Origin of the sequence: Mesorhizobium sp. YM1C-6-2 (assembly GCF_003666685.1) — a bacterium.
GTDB lineage: Bacteria > Pseudomonadota > Alphaproteobacteria > Rhizobiales > Rhizobiaceae > Mesorhizobium_K.
Map to the genome: position 1 here is coordinate 181,362 of NZ_RCIZ01000008.1, position 17,137 is coordinate 198,498.

Genomic DNA, 17,137 nt, shown 5'->3' on the forward strand with positions numbered 1-17,137 from the left:
ATTCGAGTATCCTGAATGTCCAATTTCTCTCCCCGTGAGATCGTCTCCGAACTCGACCGCTTCATCATCGGCCAGAAGGACGCCAAGCGCGCCGTGGCAATTGCGCTGCGCAACCGCTGGCGCCGCCAGCAGCTTGAAGGTCAGATGCGCGAAGAGGTGATGCCGAAGAACATCCTGATGATCGGGCCGACCGGCGTCGGCAAGACCGAGATCTCGCGCCGTCTCGCCAAGCTGGCCGGCGCGCCCTTCGTCAAGGTCGAGGCGACCAAGTTCACCGAGGTCGGCTATGTCGGCCGTGACGTCGAACAGATCATCCGCGATCTGGTCGAGATCGCCATCGTGCTGGTGCGTGAACGCATGCGCGAGGACGTCAAGGCGCGCGCCCATGTCAACGCGGAGGAGCGTGTGCTGGAAGCCCTGGTCGGCAAGACCGCCTCGCCGGCGACCCGCGACTCCTTCCGCAAGAAGCTCCGCGACGGCGAGCTCGACGACAAGGAGATCGAGATCGAGGTGGCCGACACCGGCACCGGCGGCATGCCCGGCTTCGACATCCCCGGCATGCCGGGCGGCAGCGTCGGCGTGCTCAACATCAACGACATGATCCAGAAGGCGATGGGCGGCAAGCGCACCAAGACGCGCAAGACCACCGTCAAGGAATCCTACGACGTGCTGGTCAACGACGAGTCCGACAAGCTGCTCGACCAGGACGAGGTCGTCCGCCAGGCAATGGAATCGGCCGAGAACGACGGCATCGTCTTCCTCGACGAGATCGACAAGATCGCGGCGCGCTCCGGCGTCGTCGGCGGCCCCTCGCGCGAAGGCGTGCAGCGCGACCTGCTGCCGCTCGTCGAAGGCACCACGGTCGCCACCAAATACGGGCCGATCAAGACCGACCACATCCTGTTCATCGCGTCGGGCGCGTTCCACGTCTCGAAGCCTTCCGACCTGCTGCCGGAGCTTCAGGGCCGCCTGCCGATCCGCGTCGAGCTCAGGGCGCTGGAGAAGGACGATTTTGTCCGTATCCTCACCGAAACCGAGGCCAGCCTCATCAAGCAGTACATCGCGCTGATGAAGACCGAAGGCGTTGAACTCGACTTCACCACCGACGCCATCGACAGGCTGGCGCAGATCGCGGTCGATCTGAACGCCAATGTCGAGAACATCGGCGCGCGGCGCCTGCAGACCGTCATGGAGCGCGTGCTCGACGACGTCTCCTTCGACGCGCCGGACCGGAGCGGCTCGACAGTGACGGTCGATGCCGACTACGTCGAGAAGAATGTCGGCGACATGGCACGCAACACGGATCTGTCGCGCTTCATCCTCTAAGCAGGCCCGACGGGCGCTTCGGTCGGAGCGCCTGTTCGGCGTAGGGTGTGGCCCGATGGAACCACCCAGCATCTCCTGGCCCGGGAAAACGGCGGTCCGATCGCCTTTTTCTCGACTCCGGGAGATGTATTGCCTAGTTTGCGCGGCGTTGTTTGAGGGACGGCAACCCCTCGGGTGCGGCGAATGAGCAGACAGTTGTTTGGACAGGCATTTTTCGGACGAGCGTTCACCGCCTTTCTGGCGGCGCTCTTTCTCGCCAGCGGCGTATTCACCGCGGCTGCGGTGACCCTTGTGCCGCCCGGCAACCGCTCGGTCGAGCAGCCTGGCGTGCCCGGCGGCTCGTCCAAGCGGACGAAGGCCGGCCGGACCACGTTCGATGCCAAGTACCGCAAGGTCTACGCGCTTCTGAAGAACGACCGCGCGTTGCACAAGAAGATCGTCGAGACCGCCAGCGCCTACGGCATCGATCCCATGCACATCGTCGGCGCCATCGTCGGCGAGCATACCTATAATGTCGACGCCTACGACCGGCTGCAGACCTATTACGTCAAGGCGGTCGCCTATCTGAAGGCCGATCTCAGCTTCACCTATGAGGGCGAGGACGTCGACGATTTCGTGAAGCGGCCGCCGTTTTCCGAATGCACCGCCACCGGCAGCTATGAGCTCTGGACTTGTCGCGAGCGCGTCTGGAACAGTTCTTTCCGCGGCAGGACGGTCGGCGGCACCGCCTTTCCCGACAATCGTTTCGCCGCTGTCTTCTTCCAGCCCTACTATGCCGGCCAGACGTTCGGGCTCGGACAGCTCAGCCCGCTCACCGCCCTCCAGATGAGCGACCTCGTGAACAAGGTTTCCGGCCTGCCGCGCCTCGACGCTGCCAATCCGAACCAGGTCTACGAGACGATCATGGACCCGGACCTGACGCTCAACTACGTCGCCGCGGCGCTGAAGAAATCGATCGATGCCTACCGGGATATCGCCGGCTTCGATATCTCGCAGAATCCCGGCATCACCGCCACGCTCTACAATATCGGCAATCCGGACGCCCGCGCCTACGCCCTCAAGCGCGAGAACGACGAGCGCGCGTCGCGCGGCGAAGCGGCCCGTTTTCCCGAAGAGAATTATTACGGCTGGCTGGTCAACGAGAAGCTGCCGGAGCTGCAGGCGCTCTTCTGAAGGCTACTTCCGCCACGGAAACAGCGCCCTCAGGGCGGGGTCACGCAGCCACAGCCCGCCCCACATGAACAGGCCGAGATAGATCGAGAACAGCTTGTGGCTGAACAGCGGGCTGCCGGCGCGGATCTGCGTCGCCATGGCGCCGCCAAGCAGTGCCATCATCAGTACCGCGCCGAGCACGCTGGTCCTAGGGAAGACGTAGAGCAGCACCAGGACCAGCTCGGTGATACCGATCATGAGCACGTAGCCGTCCGGCCAGCCGAGCTGCCGCATGGTGTCGTCGGCGACCTGCATGCCGAGCAGTTTCGGCGCCACCGACGCGCCCAGCATGAAAACCACGAACAGGCCAGACAGCACCCAGCCCGTTATCGTCATCGCTCTCGAATTCATCATCCTCTCCTGAGCATGCATTTTGCACCAAGGACGGACGAGTGCGGCCGGCTCCTACACCAGCCGATTGCGGGTTGGTCGAGGGATGACCCTAGTCGCCTGCTAGTCGTCGTACCGCCGCGGCGTCTCCCGGGCCGGGCCGGCCAGAATGGCGAGCATCCTCTCCAGCGTCACGACATCGAGGCCGCCGATCCGTTCGGCAAGCAGATTGGCGAGTTCGGTCGCGGCCGGCGACAGGCCGGACGTATCGATGACGACGCGCGGATGCGACTGCCCGGCCAGCCGCTGCACCTCGTCGGCATCGTCCCAGATGATGTTGAAATAGCCGATGATCTTCTGCAGCAGCGCCCAGGTCGGCACGCCGCGCCGCCCGTGCTCCAGCGCCGAAAGATAGGCCGCACTGACGCCGAGCGCCGCCGCCATCTCCTTCTGGCTGACGCCCTTTCTGCGGCGCAGCTCCCGCATTTTCAGCCCGAGCGGCGTCATGCCGTCTTCCTGAGGCGGATATAGAGCGCTCCCTCGCCGCCGTGATGGCGCGCCGACACGTCGTGGCTGGAGACCAGCTGCCGGAAAGGCGGCGTCGACAGCCATGCCGGCACCTGTCGCCTCAGGATCCCGTCGCCGCCCGACGAAAATCCCTTGCCGGTGATGACGAGCACGTAACGCACGCCGTTGGCATGCGCGCGCCGCAGGAAGGACAGGAGCAGCGCATGCGCCTCGCTCTGCGTCATGCCGTGCAGGTCGACGCGGCCCTCGATCGGCAGCCTGCCCTTGGACAGCCTGTCCAGCGTCGGCCGGTCCATCGAATGCATCACGTGCTGCCGCTTCGGCGGCGCCGCAGCCGGCGCTGCCGGTGCGGCGATTGCCACCGGGCTCGGCATCTTTTCATCCGCCCTGGCCTTCGGAGGTTCATCCTCGACGGTCTTGCGGCCCTTGAGCGGCGTCGCCGACTTGGCCACCAGGTTCCACAGGACCCGGTCCTCGTCGCTCAGCTTCTTGTCCGGCCGGCTGCTCATCGGGCGGCCTCGACGAGCGGCTTCGGCAGCAGCGCGTAAAAGTCCGCCTCGCTCCGCACCACGCCGGCGATCTCGCCCGCCGCGTCGCCCGAGCCGGCAAACAGGTCGCCGCGCGCCGGCCCGGTTATCGCCGAGCCGGTATCCTGGGCGATCATCAGCCGGCGGAATTCCGTCCCGCCGAACGCCATCAGCGATGGCGCGTCTATATAGAAAGGAGTGCCGAACGTATGCAGCAACCGGTCGACCGCCAACGAGCGGCCCGGCGTCAGCGGCACCTTTGCCGCCGCCACTGGCCCCAGCCCGGCATTCTCGACCGCCGCCTCGCGGAAGAAGATGTAGGAGCGGTTCTTCCAGAGAATCTCATCGACCCGCCCGGGATTCGTCGCCAGCCAGGCGCGTATCGACTGCATCGTCACCTCCGCCAGCGGAATCTCGCCGAGATCGGCGAGCACCCGGCCGATCCCGGTGAACCGCTGGCCGGACTTTGCCGCATAGGTCACCCGCTTGGTCGAGCCGTCCGTCATCTCGAGCCGCGCCGCGCCCTGCACGTGGATGAAAAAGGCGTCGACCCGGCTCTCGAGCCAGGCGATCTCCAGCCCGCGATCCTTCAGAGCGCCTCGCTCGATCGCCGGCCTGTCGTGATACTCGACCGTCCCCGTCCCGGTTCGCCTGCCGAAGGCGAGATAAGGATCCATTCCGGGCGGCCGATTGGTGTCGTCAACGTCGACAAGGTCGTCTGGCCGTCGGAGCAACGGCACGGCGAAGGTTTCCGTCCTGGCCGCGGATGCCTTGACGACCGGCTCGTAGAAGCCGGTCACGAAGCCGGCCCCCGTCTCCACGGACACCCGCGCCGGCACAAAATGCCGCTCGAAGAAGCGCCGTGCCGCACCACCGTCGGGCACCGGTGTTTCACGTGAATCCGAATAGGCCGCTGCAAAGCTCTCGAAACCGACCCCGAGAGATCCCGTGCGGTACGGCTTGCTCAGGACATGGAAGGCGGAGCGGCGGAACGCCTCGAAGGCCGGCAGATGATCGTCATTTGCCCAGCCGGGCAGGTCGGAGAAGGAAACTGGACGAAAGAGCGGCGATAGCGGCACGGGCATCATCCCACGCCCGCAAACCCGCCTACTCTTCCTCTTCGGTCGCGACGAGCTTCCAGTTCGGGTCCTTCGAGCGGGTGTCGCGGGCGAAGGTCCAGACGTCCTTCACCTCTGCCACCGTCTCCGGATCGCCGTCGATGACCTCGCCGGCCTTGTTGCGCGTCGCCGAGATCAGCTCGCTGACGATGCGCAGCGTCACATGCGCCTCGCTGCCCTTCATCTCGGCCGAAACGATGTCGGCCTTGTCGATACCGACGAAGGAGGACTGGATCTTCTCGGAGCGCGACTCGCGGTCGGAAATCGCCGCGACGAAGCCGTCGAACACCTCGCGCGACAGCAGGTTCTTCAGCGTCTTGCGGTCGCCGTCGGCATAGGCCATCACGATCATCTCGTAGGCCATCTTGGCGCCGTCGACGAAAGATTTTGGCTCAAAGGCGGAATCGGCGTCCTTGATCGCCCGCAGCCCCTTGTTCAGGTCGCTGCCCGGCTTCTCGAAGGCGTCGATCGCCGCATAGGCATCGTCAACCGGCTCGCCGGCCGCGCGCTTGCGGGGCAGCGAAACGACATTCTCGTTCTTCGCCGGGGCGTCCTTGGCGGTGCGGGCGGCGGTATAGGGGTCGAAGGGCGGACGCTCGTTGCCCGTGCGACGGCCGAGCACGTTGCGCAGCTGGAAAAAAATCACCACAGCCGCAATCAGGAAAAAAATCGTGCCGAAGTCGAAAAATTCCATATGTGCCGCCAGTAGATCCCTTGCTTCAGCCGTCAGCCGGCGATCGGCCGTTCCAGCCGCGCAGGTTCCGATACCTGCATATAGAACGCATGCCACGATCATTCAAATCAATGGCCTGCATACCTATCTAACACGGAAAGCGCCAGCGGCGACGGGGCATTTGCCGCGCCGGCAAGGTTTTGTTTCGCATGCGGCGGCGCAAGGCTGATAAGATCTTCTGATACGATCCCGCGGAGACATATCCGAAACCGATGCGATTTCCAGTCATCCCGCTCTTCCTTCTTGCTCTGCCTTTTCTCGAGATCGCCGGCTTCGTGGTCGTCGGACAGCAGATCGGCCTGTTCTACACACTTGCCCTCGTCGTAGCGGCCGGCGTGCTGGGCGCGGTCCTGCTGCGCGTCCAGGGCTTCGGCGTGATGACGCGTGTCCGGCGCGAGCTCGACGCCGGCGGCGATCCGAGCCGCGAGCTTGCCCATGGGGCGATGATCCTGCTCGCCGGCGTGCTGCTCCTCATCCCCGGCTTCATCACCGACATCGTCGGCCTGCTGCTCTTCCTCCCGCCGGTGCGTGACGCTGCCTGGCGCTTTCTCAGGAGCCGTGTTTCCGTCTCGACGCGCGGATTCGGCGGCTTTGCGGCTTCGGGCACGGGCCCAAGTCGACGTCGGGACGGCAAGACCATCGATCTAGACGCCGACGAATACAGTTCCGGACCCAATGGCGGCCCCCGTGAGGATTCGCCCTGGCGTCGCATCGACGGCGATTAATCACCTTTCGCGAGGCTTTCGGCGCGAGCGGGCGCTGCCCTTTCGCGGCCCTCGCAAACCTTGTCTTGCCATGTCTGCCATGCTAGCCAACCCGCGATTTGAACCCGGCCGCGATGTCGGCCGCATGGGATAAAGGCAAGGAACCGGCTCATGGCCAACGAAGAACAGAAGCCGGCAGGCGCTGCGACCAACGGAAACGGCACCAAGGCGGCGCTCAACGTGCTGGCGCAATACGTCAAGGATCTCTCCTTCGAGAGCCCCAGCGCGCCGAACTCGCTGCGCGGCCGCGACAAGGCTCCCGGCATCGCCATCAATGTCAACGTCAACGCCAATCCGCTTTCGGAAAAGGAATACGACGTCACGCTGACGCTCACTGCCAAGGCCTCGTTCGAAAAGGACGTGCTCTTCAACGTCGAGCTGATCTATGGCGGCGTCTTCCGCATCGAAGGCTTCCCGCAGGAGCACATGCTGCCGCTGCTCTTCATCGAATGCCCGCGGCTGCTGTTCCCCTTCGCCCGCCAGATCATCGCCGAGGCGACCCGCAACGGCGGCTTCCCGCCGCTGATGCTCGACCCGATCGACTTCGCGCAGATGTTCCAGCAGAAGCTTGCCGAGGACCAGGCCAAGGCAAAGGTCCAAGTGAGCTGAGCGGCTCAAACCCGAGAAATCAAAGCCCGGCCCTGGCGCCGGGCTTTTTTGTGCCCCGGTCGTTTCGCCGCTCTGGCACTTGCATCGAACCGTCCCAGACCGCCCTTTCCTGCGCCCTATGACAGTCTTGGAAACGCGCATGGACCGGACGGCGAGCGGATGGGTCAACGGACTCATCGGCGTCATTATCTTCAGCGCCTCGCTGCCGGCCACGAGAGTGGCGGTCCTCGAGTTTGACCCGCTGTTCCTCACCGCGGCGCGAGCGGCGATCGCCGGGCTGCTGGGGCTCGGCCTCCTGCTCCTGTTCAAGGAAAAACGCCCCTCGCGCGGCGATCTGATCTCGCTCTTCATCGTCGCACTTGGCGTTGTCGTCGGCTTCCCGCTGCTCACTGCCCTTGCCCTGCAATATGTGACCTCGGCGCATTCGATCGTCTTCATCGGCCTGCTGCCCTTGTCGACCGCGATCTTCGCGGTGCTGCGCGGCGGCGAGCGGCCGAAGCCCGCCTTCTGGCTGTTTTCGGCACTCGGAAGCGCGCTGGTCGGCAGCTTTGCCCTGATGCAGGGGCTGGCCGCCTCGCCGGCGGGAGATGCGCTGATGCTCGCCGCCATCGTCGTCTGCGGGCTGGGTTATGCCGAAGGGGCAAAGCTGTCGCGTACGCTCGGGGGATGGCAGGTCATTTCCTGGGCGCTCGTCCTGTCGCTTCCGGTGATGATCCCGCTTTCGATCGCCACCATGCCTTCGACTTTCGAGGGCATAAGTCTGCCGGCATGGATCGGCCTCGCCTACGTCTCTCTGTTCAGCATGCTGATCGGCTTCGTCTTCTGGTATCGCGGCCTCGCCCAGGGCGGCATCGCCGCCGTCGGCCAGTTGCAGCTTCTGCAGCCCTTCTTCGGGTTGGCCATCGCCGCGGCGCTGCTCGGCGAATCCGTCACCTGGATGATGATGCTGATCACCGTCGGGGTGATCCTTTGCGTCTTCGGCGCGCGGAAATTCGCCAAATAAGATAGAACCGAACCGCGGCAGCTCAGGGCTATTGCGCCGCTGCCGCTTCGCCCATCTTCAGCCAGATCGCCTTCTCGCCGAGTTCCTTGACCAGCATGCCGTGCGCTGCGAGCTCAGCCTCGGTGAGGCGCGGCGCCAGCGGCGCCGGGCGTTGGCGTATGGTGATCTCGATCGTGGTGATCTCAATCGCCGACGACGAGCCGGAGGCGATGCTGTCGAGACCGAGCGCCGCCTGCTTGCCGCCGATCAGTTCGATATAGACTTCGGCCAGAAGCTCCGAATCGAGCAGCGCGCCATGCTTGGTGCGGTGGCTGTTGTCGATGCCGTATCGCCGGCAGAGCGCGTCGAGCGAGTTCGGCCCCATCGGATGCTTGCGCTTGGCGATCGCCAGCGTATCGACCACCCGGCCCTGCTCAACCGCAGGCTGCCCCAGCCGGGCGAACTCGGCATTGATGAAGGCGATGTCGAAGCCGGCATTGTGGGCAACCAGATGCGCGCCGTCGATGAATTCGATGAACTCTTCCACGATATCGCCGAAGCTGGGCTTGTCGGCGAGATCGGCCATGGAGATGCCGTGCACCGCCTGCGCCTCGGCGTTGATCTCGCGGCCCTGCGGGTTGATGTAGCGGTGGAAGGAGCGGCCGGTCGGGAAACGATTGACGAGTTCGATGCCGCCGAGCTCGATGACCCGGTCGTCGCGCCAGTCCAGTCCCGTCGTCTCGGTGTCGAAGACGATTTCCCGCATCGAATCAGTTTCTCCTTGGTGGAGAAGCATGGGATGTCGGATGCGGCGGCGCAAGGTTGGCGGATCCTTGCCCCAAGAAAGTAGCTGAGCGCGAAAGGCTCGAATGCGACCGTCCCGTCTGGGGAAATGCCGCGCCTGTCAGCTCGCCTTGGCGACGGGCCTCTTTCCCGTCAGTTCCTCGATGATGTCGGCGACCGCCAGGCGCGCCGCCTCCATGCCCCGGCCGGTATCGATGACGAAATCCGCCAGGCGCCGCTTCTCCTCGTCCGGCACCTGCTTGGCGAGGATTTTTTCGAACTTCTCCTCGGTCATGCCGGGACGGGCCAGCACCCGTTCCCGCTGCACCTCGGGCCCGGCTGTCACCACCACCACCTGGTCGACGCGTTCCTGGCCGCCGGTCTCGAAGAGCAGCGGTATATCGACCACCGCGAGCTGCGCGCCCGCCGCATGGTGGCGTTTCAGAAAGGCCGTGGCGTCGGCGCGGACCAGCGGATGCACCAGCGCCTCGAGCCGCTTCAACGCAGCCGGGTCGCCGAGAACGCGCTCCGCGAGCTTTGCCCGGTCGACCGTCCCGCCTGCCGTGGTACCGGGAAAAGCCGCTTCCACCAGCGGCACCGCCTTGCCTCGATAGAGCCGGTGCACCGCCTCGTCGGAATCATGCACCGGCACGCCGAAGTCGGAAAACATCTTCGCCGTCGTCGACTTGCCCATGCCGATCGAGCCTGTCAGGCCGAGCACGATCATGATTTTCCGGTCGAAGCCTTTGCCATGTCGGCGATGATCATCTCACGCAATTCTTCCGTCACCTCCGGCCGTCTGCCGAACCAGCGTTCGAAACCCGGCGCCGCCTGGTGCAGCAGCATGCCGAGCCCGTCCACCGTCTTCAGCCCGCATTCCCGCGCGGCTTTCAGCAGCGGCGTCTCGAGAGGGACGTAAACGATGTCTGTAACGATCGCATGCCGCGGCAGCGCTTCCGGGTTAGCCGGCAATGCTTCCGATCCTGATTTACCCGCCATGCCGAGCGCAGTCGTGTTGACCAGCAGGCCGGCATCTGCGAGCAACTCGCCGGTCGCCGTCGCCGGATGCGCCGAGACGCCGGGACCGAAGCGGTCCCCCAGCTCGATGGCCCGCTCGACTGTCCGGTTCGCCACCCTGATATCCGTAAATCCCCGCTCCTTCAGCGCCTGGATCACCGCCCTTGCCGCGCCGCCGGCGCCGAGCACGACCGCCGGTCCCGCCTTGGCCCAGCCCGGCGCGCGTTCGTCGAGGTTTGCGGCGAAACCCTCCGCGTCAGTGTTGCCCCCGCAGAGAACACCGTTTTCAAGCCACAGCGTGTTCACCGCGCCGATCCGCTCCGCCGCCTCGTCGCGCCGCGCGGCGGCTGCGAAGGCCGCCTCCTTGTGCGGGATAGTCACGTTGCCGCCCGCAAACCCCCTTTCCCCGAAGGTCGCAAAGAACTCCGCCGCATCCTCCGGCGCCACGTCGATCGCCTCATAGCTTCCGGCGATGCCGTATTTCCGCAGCCAGTAGCCGTGGATCTTGGGCGAACGGGAATGTGCGATCGGATGACCGCAGACGAAGGCCTTCTTCATGTCAGCCATCGATCGCGCCCAACTCCCGCAGTTCCTTCAGCAGCGGCAGCAGCGGCAGGCCGACGATGGTAAAATGGTCGCCGTCGATCTTCTCGAAGAGCTGGATCCCCTCGCCCTCGACCTGGTAGGCGCCGACCGAATTCAGCGCCATCGGCCCGACCCGCGCCAGATGCCTGCCGATGAAGGCTGGCTCGAGCTTGCGCATGGTGAGGTGCGCCACGCCGACATGCCGCCAGAACGCCTCACCGTTCCTGGCCAGCACCGCGGCGCTGTTGAGTTGGTGCGTCTTGCCTGACAGCTTGAGCAGGTGCCGCCTGGCATCCTCCATGTCCCCGGGCTTGTGGAACAGCTCGTCGCCGAGCGACAGCGTCTGGTCGCAGCCGAGCACCAGCCGTCCGGGGTTTCTTTCGCTGACGTCGAGCGCCTTGGCCTCGGCCAGCACCTGCGCCACGTCCTCCGGCGAGGCGCCGGTGCCCTCGAGCGTCCGCTCGACCGCGCGCTCGTCGATCTCTGCCGGCATCACGTCTATATCGACGCCCGCCGCCTCCAGCATCGCCTTGCGGAAGCGGCTGCCCGATGCCAGCACTATTCTTTCCACCATGTCGCCGGCTCCGGTTGCGTTTCGTGTCGCTATAGCACGCAGGCGCGGGACGTCATCCCTGCCGCCCCTTGCCCCTCAATGCGACGATCGCCGCCGCCGTCTCTTCGATCGAGCGGCGGCTGACGTCGATCATCGGCCAGCCGTGGCGGGTGAATATCTGCCTGGCATAGGTCAGCTCCTCGGTGATCGCGGCGCGGTCGGCATAGGCCTCGGCATCGAAGCCCGGCGTCTGCCCGAGCATCCGGTTCTGGCGCACCTGCGAGATGCGCTCGGCGGTCGCCACCAGCCCGACGATCAGCGGGTTCTTCGCCCGCACCAGGCTGTCGGGCACCGGCACGCCGATCACGATCGGGATGTTGGCGGTCTTGATGCCGCGGTTGGCGAGGTAGATCGAGGTCGGCGTCTTCGACGTCCTCGATATACCGATCAGCACGATGTCGGCCTGGTCGACCTCTTCCTGCAACTGGCCGTCATCATGCTCCATGGTGAAGTTCAGCGCATCGATGCGGCGGAAATATTCCGCGTCGAGCACGTGCTGCGCGCCGACCCGCCGGCCGGCCGGCGTGCCCAGATAGGACTGGAAGACGGCAAGCACCGGCTCCAGGACCGAGACGCAGGGCAGGCCCATCGCCGCGCAGCGCTCGTCGATCTGCCGCGCCAGCGCTTGGTCGACCACCGTATAGAGTACGATGCCCGGCTCCTCCTCGATGTCCTCGAACACCTTGGCCAGCTGCTTTTCGGTGCGGATCAGCGGGAATATGTGCTCGATCGCCCGCGCGTCCTTGTATTGCGCCGACACGGCGCGCCCAGCGGCGAGCAGTGTCTCGCCGGTGGCGTCGGAGATCAGATGGAGGTGGAAGAAGCTCTGTCTTTTGTTCATCTCTTCACAGGGTTTTCAGGAAGCCTGTGGGCTCCTGTGGACAAAATGGGACGATTTCGGCCCACCTCGCCGGGCGACTGTATCAGATGGCCGGATGTCCACAATTCACCCCTCTCTGAAGATCGTTTTGCCGGTCGGGAAGACAGTGGGGATAAAGTCGGGCCGCTTCGCCCGACGCAAAACAGCCACGCATCGGGCAGCAGCCAAGTAGCGGCAAAACCACGCAGAATCCAGATCATCCCCAGAGTTGTCCTTTCCCGGCGAAATCTGCTCCTGTAAGACTGCAGCCGGATTTTCGCGCCTTTTGGGGACGGTTCGAGACAACCGATTCCCACAGAGTCTAAGAATCAGAAACAGAAAGAATCTTCGATTTGGTTTTAGAAAGGGATGGTATGGGCCAGGAAAGCGCCCAGCGGTCTTCAGGGAAGACCAGGCCTGAGAATTCGGAAGGACGCGTCGTGCTCGACGTGCTCAGGGGGAAGACCGTTTTCCCTCCGCCCGTCTGGATGATGCGCCAGGCTGGACGCTACCTTCCCGAGTACCGTGAAACGCGCAAGCGCGCGGGCGGTTTCCTCGACCTCTGCTACAATCCCGACTTCGCCGTCGAAGTGACCTTGCAGCCGATCCGCCGTTTCGGCTTCGACGCCTCGATCCTGTTCTCCGACATCCTCGTCGTGCCGCATGCGCTTGGCCGCGGGCTCCGCTTCGAGGAAGGCCGGGGGCCGCTGATGACGCCGATCCGCGCCGAGGAGATCGACCGGCTCGACGGCGAAATGTTTCACGTGAATCTGTCGCCGGTCTACGAGACGGTCAGGCGCCTGCGCGTCCAGTTGCCGGCCGGGACCACGCTGATCGGCTTCTGCGGCGCGCCCTGGACGGTCGCGACCTACATGATCGCCGGCCACGGCACGCCGGACCAGGCGCCGGCGCGGCACTTCTTCTACCGGCATCCCGAGGAGATGAAGCGGCTGCTTCGCCAGCTCGCCGACTGGTCGGCCGCCTATCTGATCCGCCAGATGGAGGCTGGGGCGGACGCCGTGCAGATCTTCGATTCCTGGGCGGGCATGCTCGATGAGGAGGGCTTTGCCGCCTGCTGCATCGAGCCGGTCGCCCGTATCGTCAGCCAAGTGAAGGCGGCGCATCCTGATGTCCCGGTGATCGCTTTCCCTAAGGGCGCTGGCAGCCGCTATGACGGGTTCCGCCAAGCCACGGGCGCCGATGCGCTCGGTCTCGACTGGACGGTCCCGCTCAGCCAGGCGAAGCGTCTCCAGAAGGAAGGCGCCGTGCAGGGCAATCTCGACCCGCAGCGTCTCGTCGCCGGTGGCAAGGCGCTGTCAGACGGCGTCGCCTCCATCCTGTCCGGACTCGGAGACGGTCCGCTGGTCTTCAATCTCGGCCACGGTATCACGCCGGAGACGCCGGTCGCTCATGTCGAGCAGATGCTGGCGGCGATCAGGGGAGCACGGCAGCCGTGACCGCAAAGACGCAAACTTCGCCCGTCGGACGGGCCTTCATCGCGCTGGCGATCTTTGCAGCTCTTACCGCCCTCCTCTTCCTGCTCGCTCCTGATGACCTCTACCTTTGGGCGAAAGCGATCCATGTGATCGCGGTCATCTCCTGGATGGCCGGCATGCTCTATTTGCCCAGGCTCTTCGTCTACCATTCGGAAGTTCCGGTCGGCTCGCCGCAATCCGAGACGTTCAAGGTCATGGAGCGCCGGCTGCTCAGGGCCATCATCAACCCGGCGATGATCGTCACCTGGGTTTTTGGGCTCTGGCTTGCCTGGAAGGGATTTTCATTCTCCGGCGGCTGGCTGCATGCCAAGCTCGCGCTCGTCCTCGTCATGTCCGGCGTGCATGGCTATCTGTCCGCGTCGGCCCGGCGTTTTGCCGAGGACCGCAACGAAAAGCCGGCGCGCCACTGGCGGATCGTCAACGAGGTTCCTACCTTGCTGATGATCGTTATCGTGATCCTGGTGATCGTGAAGCCATTCTAGGCCGCGAATTCTTGAAACGGGCTTGGCGGTGCGCAAGTCCGGAGCGGAATGAATCCGCTTCCGCCGGCCCAGGATCGGACGATTCCCGTCTTGCTCTTTGCCGGGCGGACCGCTAGAACACGATTCTTCCTTTCTCGTCCTGTGCCGCCTCTCCGCCAGCTTGGCTCGGCCGCTTTCGACGAACAATCGCGTTAGCCGATCATACCCTTTCCCACCAATTGCACACCCAGAGTCCATCTATGCAGGAAATGAAACTCGCAGAGTTCAAGAACAAGAAGCCGCCGGAGCTGATCGCCTACGCTGAATCGCTCGAGGTCGAGAACGCCAGCGTCATGCGCAAGCAGGAGCTGATGTTCGCGATACTGAAGAAATTGGCCGGCCAGGACATCGAGATCATCGGCGACGGCGTCGTCGAAGTGCTGCAGGACGGCTTCGGCTTCCTCCGCTCGGCAAACGCCAACTATCTGCCGGGTCCCGACGACATCTACATCTCGCCCTCGCAGATCCGCCGCTTTTCGCTGAAGACCGGCGACACGGTCGAAGGTCCGATCCGCAGCCCCAAGGAGGGCGAGCGCTACTTTGCTCTCCTCAAGGTCAACACCATCAATTTCGACGACCCGGAGAAGATCCGGCACAAGATCCACTTCGATAACCTGACGCCGCTTTACCCGACGGAACGGCTGCGTATGGAGATCGAGAACCCGACCGGCAAGGACATCACGCCGCGGGTCATCGATCTGGTGGCGCCGATCGGCAAGGGCCAGCGTTCTCTGATCGTGGCCCAGCCACGCACCGGCAAGACGGTGATCCTGCAGAACATCGCCCACTCGATCACCGCCAATCATCCCGAATGCTACCTGATCGTTCTTCTGATCGACGAGCGCCCTGAGGAAGTGACGGATATGCAGCGTTCGGTGAAGGGCGAGGTCGTTTCTTCGACCTTCGACGAGCCGGCCTCCCGCCACGTCCAGGTCGCCGAAATGGTCATCGAGAAGGCGAAGCGCCTGGTCGAGCACGGCCGCGACGTCGTCATCCTCCTTGATTCGATCACCCGTCTTGGCCGCGCCTACAACACGGTGGTGCCGTCCTCCGGCAAGGTGCTCACCGGCGGCGTCGACGCCAATGCGTTGCAGCGTCCGAAGCGTTTCTTCGGTGCGGCGCGCAACATCGAAGAAGGTGGCTCGCTGACTATCATCGCGACGGCGCTCATCGACACCGGCAGCCGCATGGACGAGGTCATCTTCGAAGAGTTCAAGGGCACCGGCAACTCGGAAATCGTGCTGGACCGCAAGGTCGCCGACAAGCGCATCTATCCGGCGATGGACATCCTCAAGTCGGGCACCCGCAAGGAGGACCTGCTGGTGCCGAAGGCCGACCTGCAGAAGATATTCGTGCTTCGCCGCATCTTGGCGCCGATGGGAACCACCGATGCCATCGAGTTCCTCATCGACAAGCTGAAGCAGACCAAGACCAATGCGGATTTCTTCGACTCGATGAACACCTGATTCCGGCGAGGCCCGACAGCCGGGCCTCGATTCGGACTCGGAATGATTTCGGTAAGGGCTCGTTAACCATGGGTTGACGGGCCCTTGTTCTGACCGCGGCTATGACAATCGATCTTCGACATTCGCGCCGTGCGCTAGCATAACTTGCCTGCCCGGTCCCTTAGCCGTATGGCGGGCAGCAAGCGAAGGAAGCCGTATGCAGCTTTCTTCGCTGACGAGCGAAGCAACCTTTGAAGGGACGAAATGTGAGCTCCGTGGAGTTCCCGGACACCATCGTCGCGCTCTCCAGCGGCCGGCTGCCCGCCGGTGTCGCGGTCGTCCGCATCTCCGGCAAGCAGACTCGATTCGTGCTCGAAACGATCGCTGATAAGGTTACCGAGCCGCGAGTTGCGTCGTATTCAACGTTCCGCAACCCCGACGGCGCGAAGATCGATTCGGGCCTGTTACTATTTTTCCCTGCACCGCGCAGCTTCACCGGCGAGGATTGCGCCGAGTTCCAGATCCACGGCGGCAAGGCTGCGGTCGCGGCTTTGCTGGACGCGCTCACTGCCCATCCTGGCGTCCGCCACGCCGAAGCGGGCGAGTTCACGCGCCGCGCCTTCCTGAATGGCAAGCTTGATCTCACCGAAACGGAGGCGCTCGCCGATCTGATCTCGGCAGAGACCGAGGCGCAGCGCCGCCTGGCCGTGCTCAATGCGGACGGCGCACAGTCGAAGCTCTATTCCGCCTGGCGCCAGCGCCTCATCCACGCCCGCGCCATGATCGAGGCTGAGCTCGACTTCGCCGACGAGCCCGACGTTCCCGGGTCGGTCGCGGACGTGGTCTGGGCGGACATGCAGAGTCTGGCGAACGAGATTCGCCAGCACATTGGCAGCTATCACCGCGCCGAGATCATCCGCGACGGCTTCGATGTTGTCATTGTCGGCGCACCCAATGCTGGCAAATCCAGCCTTCTCAACGCGTTGGCTCGGCGCGATGCCGCGATCGTCTCGGACGAGCCCGGCACGACCCGAGACCTCGTCGAGCTGGCGCTCGATCTGAATGGCGTGAAGGTCCGGTTGACGGACACCGCTGGAATCCGCGAGGCGGCCGGCAAAGTCGAGGCGATCGGGATCGAAAGGGCCAGGCAGCGCGCGGAGACGGCGGACCTCGTCCTGCTCCTGGCCGATGCGACAAGTGACAAGTCCGGCCGTCCGGCCGTAGTTAACCCCAATGTTATCCACATAGGGACAAAGGCTGATCTCCTTGGCGCCGACCGTTCTCCGGGGCGACCTAGCCTGATGGTATCCTCCCTGTCCGGCCAAGGCATTTCCGAACTGCTGGAGATGCTGGGTGAACGAGCGGAAAAGGCTGCCGGCGACGCCGGCGATATCCTTCCGTCCCGGATGCGCCACATCGAACTTCTCAGGGAAACCGTCGCCTACCTAGAAGCTGCTTTGGGGGGAAGCGATCGCGATCTCGAACTCCGCGCCGACGATCTGCGGCTTGCGGCCGACAGGCTTGGACGTCTCTGCGGCGCGGTCGACGTTGAGGATCTGCTCGACGTCATCTTCTCGCAATTCTGCATTGGAAAATGACTGAAGACACAGGGACCCGTTTTGAGCCTGCGTCGAACTTGATTGTCGGCGGCGCGCGTTCTAGCCGGAAAGCACCGCTATGGAGCATGAT

19 protein-coding genes are annotated in these 17,137 nt (G+C 64.4%); 9 read left to right on the forward strand and 10 right to left on the reverse strand.

Annotated features, from left to right (window positions below; genetic code table 11):
• Positions 1-15: 15 nt before the first annotated feature.
• Complete coding sequence (hslU, locus tag D8676_RS19645) at positions 16-1,326, forward strand: ATP-dependent protease ATPase subunit HslU (RefSeq protein WP_121582784.1); 1,311 nt, start codon at positions 16-18, stop codon at positions 1,324-1,326.
• A gap of 183 nt (positions 1,327-1,509) precedes the next feature.
• Positions 1,510-2,499 (forward strand): DUF1402 family protein, encoded by a 990-nt coding sequence (locus D8676_RS19650; RefSeq protein WP_121582785.1) that lies wholly within the window; start codon positions 1,510-1,512, stop codon positions 2,497-2,499.
• Between the two features lie 3 nt (positions 2,500-2,502).
• Here D8676_RS19650 and D8676_RS19655 read toward each other — a convergent pair whose 3' ends face one another.
• The 5 genes from D8676_RS19655 to D8676_RS19675 all read right to left on the reverse strand — a co-directional run bounded on the left by D8676_RS19655 (position 2,503) and on the right by D8676_RS19675 (position 5,735).
• Complete coding sequence (locus D8676_RS19655) at positions 2,503-2,889, reverse strand: DoxX family protein (protein WP_121582786.1); 387 nt, start codon at positions 2,887-2,889, stop codon at positions 2,503-2,505.
• 102 nt (positions 2,890-2,991) lie between these two features.
• Positions 2,992-3,375, reverse strand: coding sequence for a helix-turn-helix domain-containing protein (locus D8676_RS19660; RefSeq protein ID WP_121582787.1), 384 nt, complete (start codon positions 3,373-3,375; stop codon positions 2,992-2,994).
• Complete coding sequence (locus D8676_RS19665) at positions 3,372-3,905, reverse strand: Smr/MutS family protein (RefSeq protein ID WP_121582788.1); 534 nt, start codon at positions 3,903-3,905, stop codon at positions 3,372-3,374. The genes D8676_RS19660 and D8676_RS19665 overlap by 4 nt, the downstream gene beginning before the upstream one ends.
• Positions 3,902-5,002 carry a murein transglycosylase A gene (locus tag D8676_RS19670; RefSeq protein ID WP_121582838.1) on the reverse strand — a complete coding sequence of 367 codons (1,101 nt, stop codon included), beginning with the start codon at positions 5,000-5,002 and terminating at the stop codon, positions 3,902-3,904. The genes D8676_RS19665 and D8676_RS19670 overlap by 4 nt, the downstream gene beginning before the upstream one ends.
• Before the next feature lie 28 nt (positions 5,003-5,030).
• Positions 5,031-5,735 carry a Tim44/TimA family putative adaptor protein gene (locus D8676_RS19675; RefSeq protein ID WP_121582789.1) on the reverse strand — a complete coding sequence of 235 codons (705 nt, stop codon included), beginning with the start codon at positions 5,733-5,735 and terminating at the stop codon, positions 5,031-5,033.
• Positions 5,736-5,986: 251 nt separating this feature from the next.
• Here D8676_RS19675 and D8676_RS19680 point away from each other — a divergent pair, with 251 nt between their 5' ends.
• The 3 genes from D8676_RS19680 (at position 5,987) to D8676_RS19690 (ending at position 8,150) form a co-directional block, all read left to right on the forward strand.
• Positions 5,987-6,499, forward strand: coding sequence for an FxsA family protein (locus tag D8676_RS19680; RefSeq protein ID WP_121582790.1), 513 nt, complete (start codon positions 5,987-5,989; stop codon positions 6,497-6,499).
• Between the two features lie 150 nt (positions 6,500-6,649).
• The gene (gene secB / locus D8676_RS19685; RefSeq protein ID WP_121582791.1) at positions 6,650-7,147 is read left to right on the forward strand and encodes a protein-export chaperone SecB; all 498 of its coding nucleotides are present in this window, start codon (positions 6,650-6,652) and stop codon (positions 7,145-7,147) included.
• A gap of 139 nt (positions 7,148-7,286) precedes the next feature.
• The gene (locus D8676_RS19690) at positions 7,287-8,150 is read left to right on the forward strand and encodes a DMT family transporter (RefSeq protein WP_121582792.1); all 864 of its coding nucleotides are present in this window, start codon (positions 7,287-7,289) and stop codon (positions 8,148-8,150) included.
• Positions 8,151-8,178: 28 nt separating this feature from the next.
• On the opposite strand, the gene dnaQ is transcribed toward D8676_RS19690, so the two are convergent.
• From dnaQ to D8676_RS19715, 5 genes are all read right to left on the reverse strand, one after another.
• On the reverse strand, positions 8,179-8,895 hold the full coding sequence (gene dnaQ / locus D8676_RS19695; RefSeq protein ID WP_121582793.1) for a DNA polymerase III subunit epsilon: 717 nt from the start codon (positions 8,893-8,895) through the stop codon (positions 8,179-8,181).
• Positions 8,896-9,033: 138 nt separating this feature from the next.
• Positions 9,034-9,639, reverse strand: a complete 606-nt coding sequence (gene coaE, locus D8676_RS19700; protein ID WP_121582794.1) for a dephospho-CoA kinase — start codon at positions 9,637-9,639, stop codon at positions 9,034-9,036.
• Positions 9,636-10,496, reverse strand: coding sequence for a shikimate dehydrogenase (locus D8676_RS19705; protein ID WP_121582795.1), 861 nt, complete (start codon positions 10,494-10,496; stop codon positions 9,636-9,638). Before D8676_RS19705 ends, coaE begins: the two co-directional genes overlap by 4 nt.
• Positions 10,489-11,088 (reverse strand): Maf-like protein, encoded by a 600-nt coding sequence (locus D8676_RS19710; protein WP_121582796.1) that lies wholly within the window; start codon positions 11,086-11,088, stop codon positions 10,489-10,491. Before D8676_RS19710 ends, D8676_RS19705 begins: the two co-directional genes overlap by 8 nt.
• 52 nt (positions 11,089-11,140) lie before the next feature.
• A complete protein-coding gene (locus D8676_RS19715; RefSeq protein WP_121582797.1) occupies positions 11,141-11,968 on the reverse strand; it encodes a pyruvate, water dikinase regulatory protein in 828 nt (275 codons plus the stop codon).
• Positions 11,969-12,360: 392 nt separating this feature from the next.
• On the opposite strand from D8676_RS19715, the gene hemE reads away from it, so the two are divergent.
• From hemE to mnmE, 4 genes are all read left to right on the forward strand, one after another.
• Positions 12,361-13,443 carry a uroporphyrinogen decarboxylase gene (gene hemE, locus D8676_RS19720; RefSeq protein ID WP_121582798.1) on the forward strand — a complete coding sequence of 361 codons (1,083 nt, stop codon included), beginning with the start codon at positions 12,361-12,363 and terminating at the stop codon, positions 13,441-13,443.
• Positions 13,440-13,964 (forward strand): protoporphyrinogen oxidase HemJ, encoded by a 525-nt coding sequence (gene hemJ, locus D8676_RS19725; RefSeq protein ID WP_121582799.1) that lies wholly within the window; start codon positions 13,440-13,442, stop codon positions 13,962-13,964. Before hemE ends, hemJ begins: the two co-directional genes overlap by 4 nt.
• A 239-nt stretch (positions 13,965-14,203) precedes the next feature.
• Positions 14,204-15,469: a transcription termination factor Rho gene (gene rho / locus D8676_RS19730; RefSeq protein WP_121582800.1), complete on the forward strand. Its 1,266-nt coding sequence runs from the start codon at positions 14,204-14,206 to the stop codon at positions 15,467-15,469.
• A gap of 245 nt (positions 15,470-15,714) precedes the next feature.
• Positions 15,715-17,046, forward strand: coding sequence for a tRNA uridine-5-carboxymethylaminomethyl(34) synthesis GTPase MnmE (mnmE, locus tag D8676_RS19735; RefSeq protein ID WP_183097171.1), 1,332 nt, complete (start codon positions 15,715-15,717; stop codon positions 17,044-17,046).
• Positions 17,047-17,137: the final 91 nt, after the last annotated feature.

Bases quoted from the DNA above. Each gene is read 5' to 3' on its own strand.
- coaE (WP_121582794.1), bottom strand. From the start codon at position 9,639: ATGATCGTGCTCGGCCTGACAGGCTCGATCGGCATGGGCAAGTCGACG.
- D8676_RS19660 (WP_121582787.1), bottom strand. From the start codon at position 3,375: ATGACGCCGCTCGGGCTGAAAATGCGGGAGCTGCGCCGCAGAAAGGGC.
- dnaQ (WP_121582793.1), bottom strand. From the start codon at position 8,895: ATGCGGGAAATCGTCTTCGACACCGAGACGACGGGACTGGACTGGCGC.
- D8676_RS19705 (WP_121582795.1), bottom strand. From the start codon at position 10,496: ATGGCTGACATGAAGAAGGCCTTCGTCTGCGGTCATCCGATCGCACAT.
- secB (WP_121582791.1), top strand. From the start codon at position 6,650: ATGGCCAACGAAGAACAGAAGCCGGCAGGCGCTGCGACCAACGGAAAC.
- D8676_RS19650 (WP_121582785.1), top strand. From the start codon at position 1,510: ATGAGCAGACAGTTGTTTGGACAGGCATTTTTCGGACGAGCGTTCACC.
- D8676_RS19675 (WP_121582789.1), bottom strand. From the start codon at position 5,735: ATGGAATTTTTCGACTTCGGCACGATTTTTTTCCTGATTGCGGCTGTG.
- D8676_RS19715 (WP_121582797.1), bottom strand. From the start codon at position 11,968: ATGAACAAAAGACAGAGCTTCTTCCACCTCCATCTGATCTCCGACGCC.
- D8676_RS19680 (WP_121582790.1), top strand. From the start codon at position 5,987: ATGCGATTTCCAGTCATCCCGCTCTTCCTTCTTGCTCTGCCTTTTCTC.
- D8676_RS19655 (WP_121582786.1), bottom strand. From the start codon at position 2,889: ATGAATTCGAGAGCGATGACGATAACGGGCTGGGTGCTGTCTGGCCTG.
- rho (WP_121582800.1), top strand. From the start codon at position 14,204: ATGCAGGAAATGAAACTCGCAGAGTTCAAGAACAAGAAGCCGCCGGAG.
- hslU (WP_121582784.1), top strand. From the start codon at position 16: ATGTCCAATTTCTCTCCCCGTGAGATCGTCTCCGAACTCGACCGCTTC.
- D8676_RS19710 (WP_121582796.1), bottom strand. From the start codon at position 11,088: ATGGTGGAAAGAATAGTGCTGGCATCGGGCAGCCGCTTCCGCAAGGCG.
- hemE (WP_121582798.1), top strand. From the start codon at position 12,361: ATGGGCCAGGAAAGCGCCCAGCGGTCTTCAGGGAAGACCAGGCCTGAG.
- D8676_RS19665 (WP_121582788.1), bottom strand. From the start codon at position 3,905: ATGAGCAGCCGGCCGGACAAGAAGCTGAGCGACGAGGACCGGGTCCTG.
- D8676_RS19690 (WP_121582792.1), top strand. From the start codon at position 7,287: ATGGACCGGACGGCGAGCGGATGGGTCAACGGACTCATCGGCGTCATT.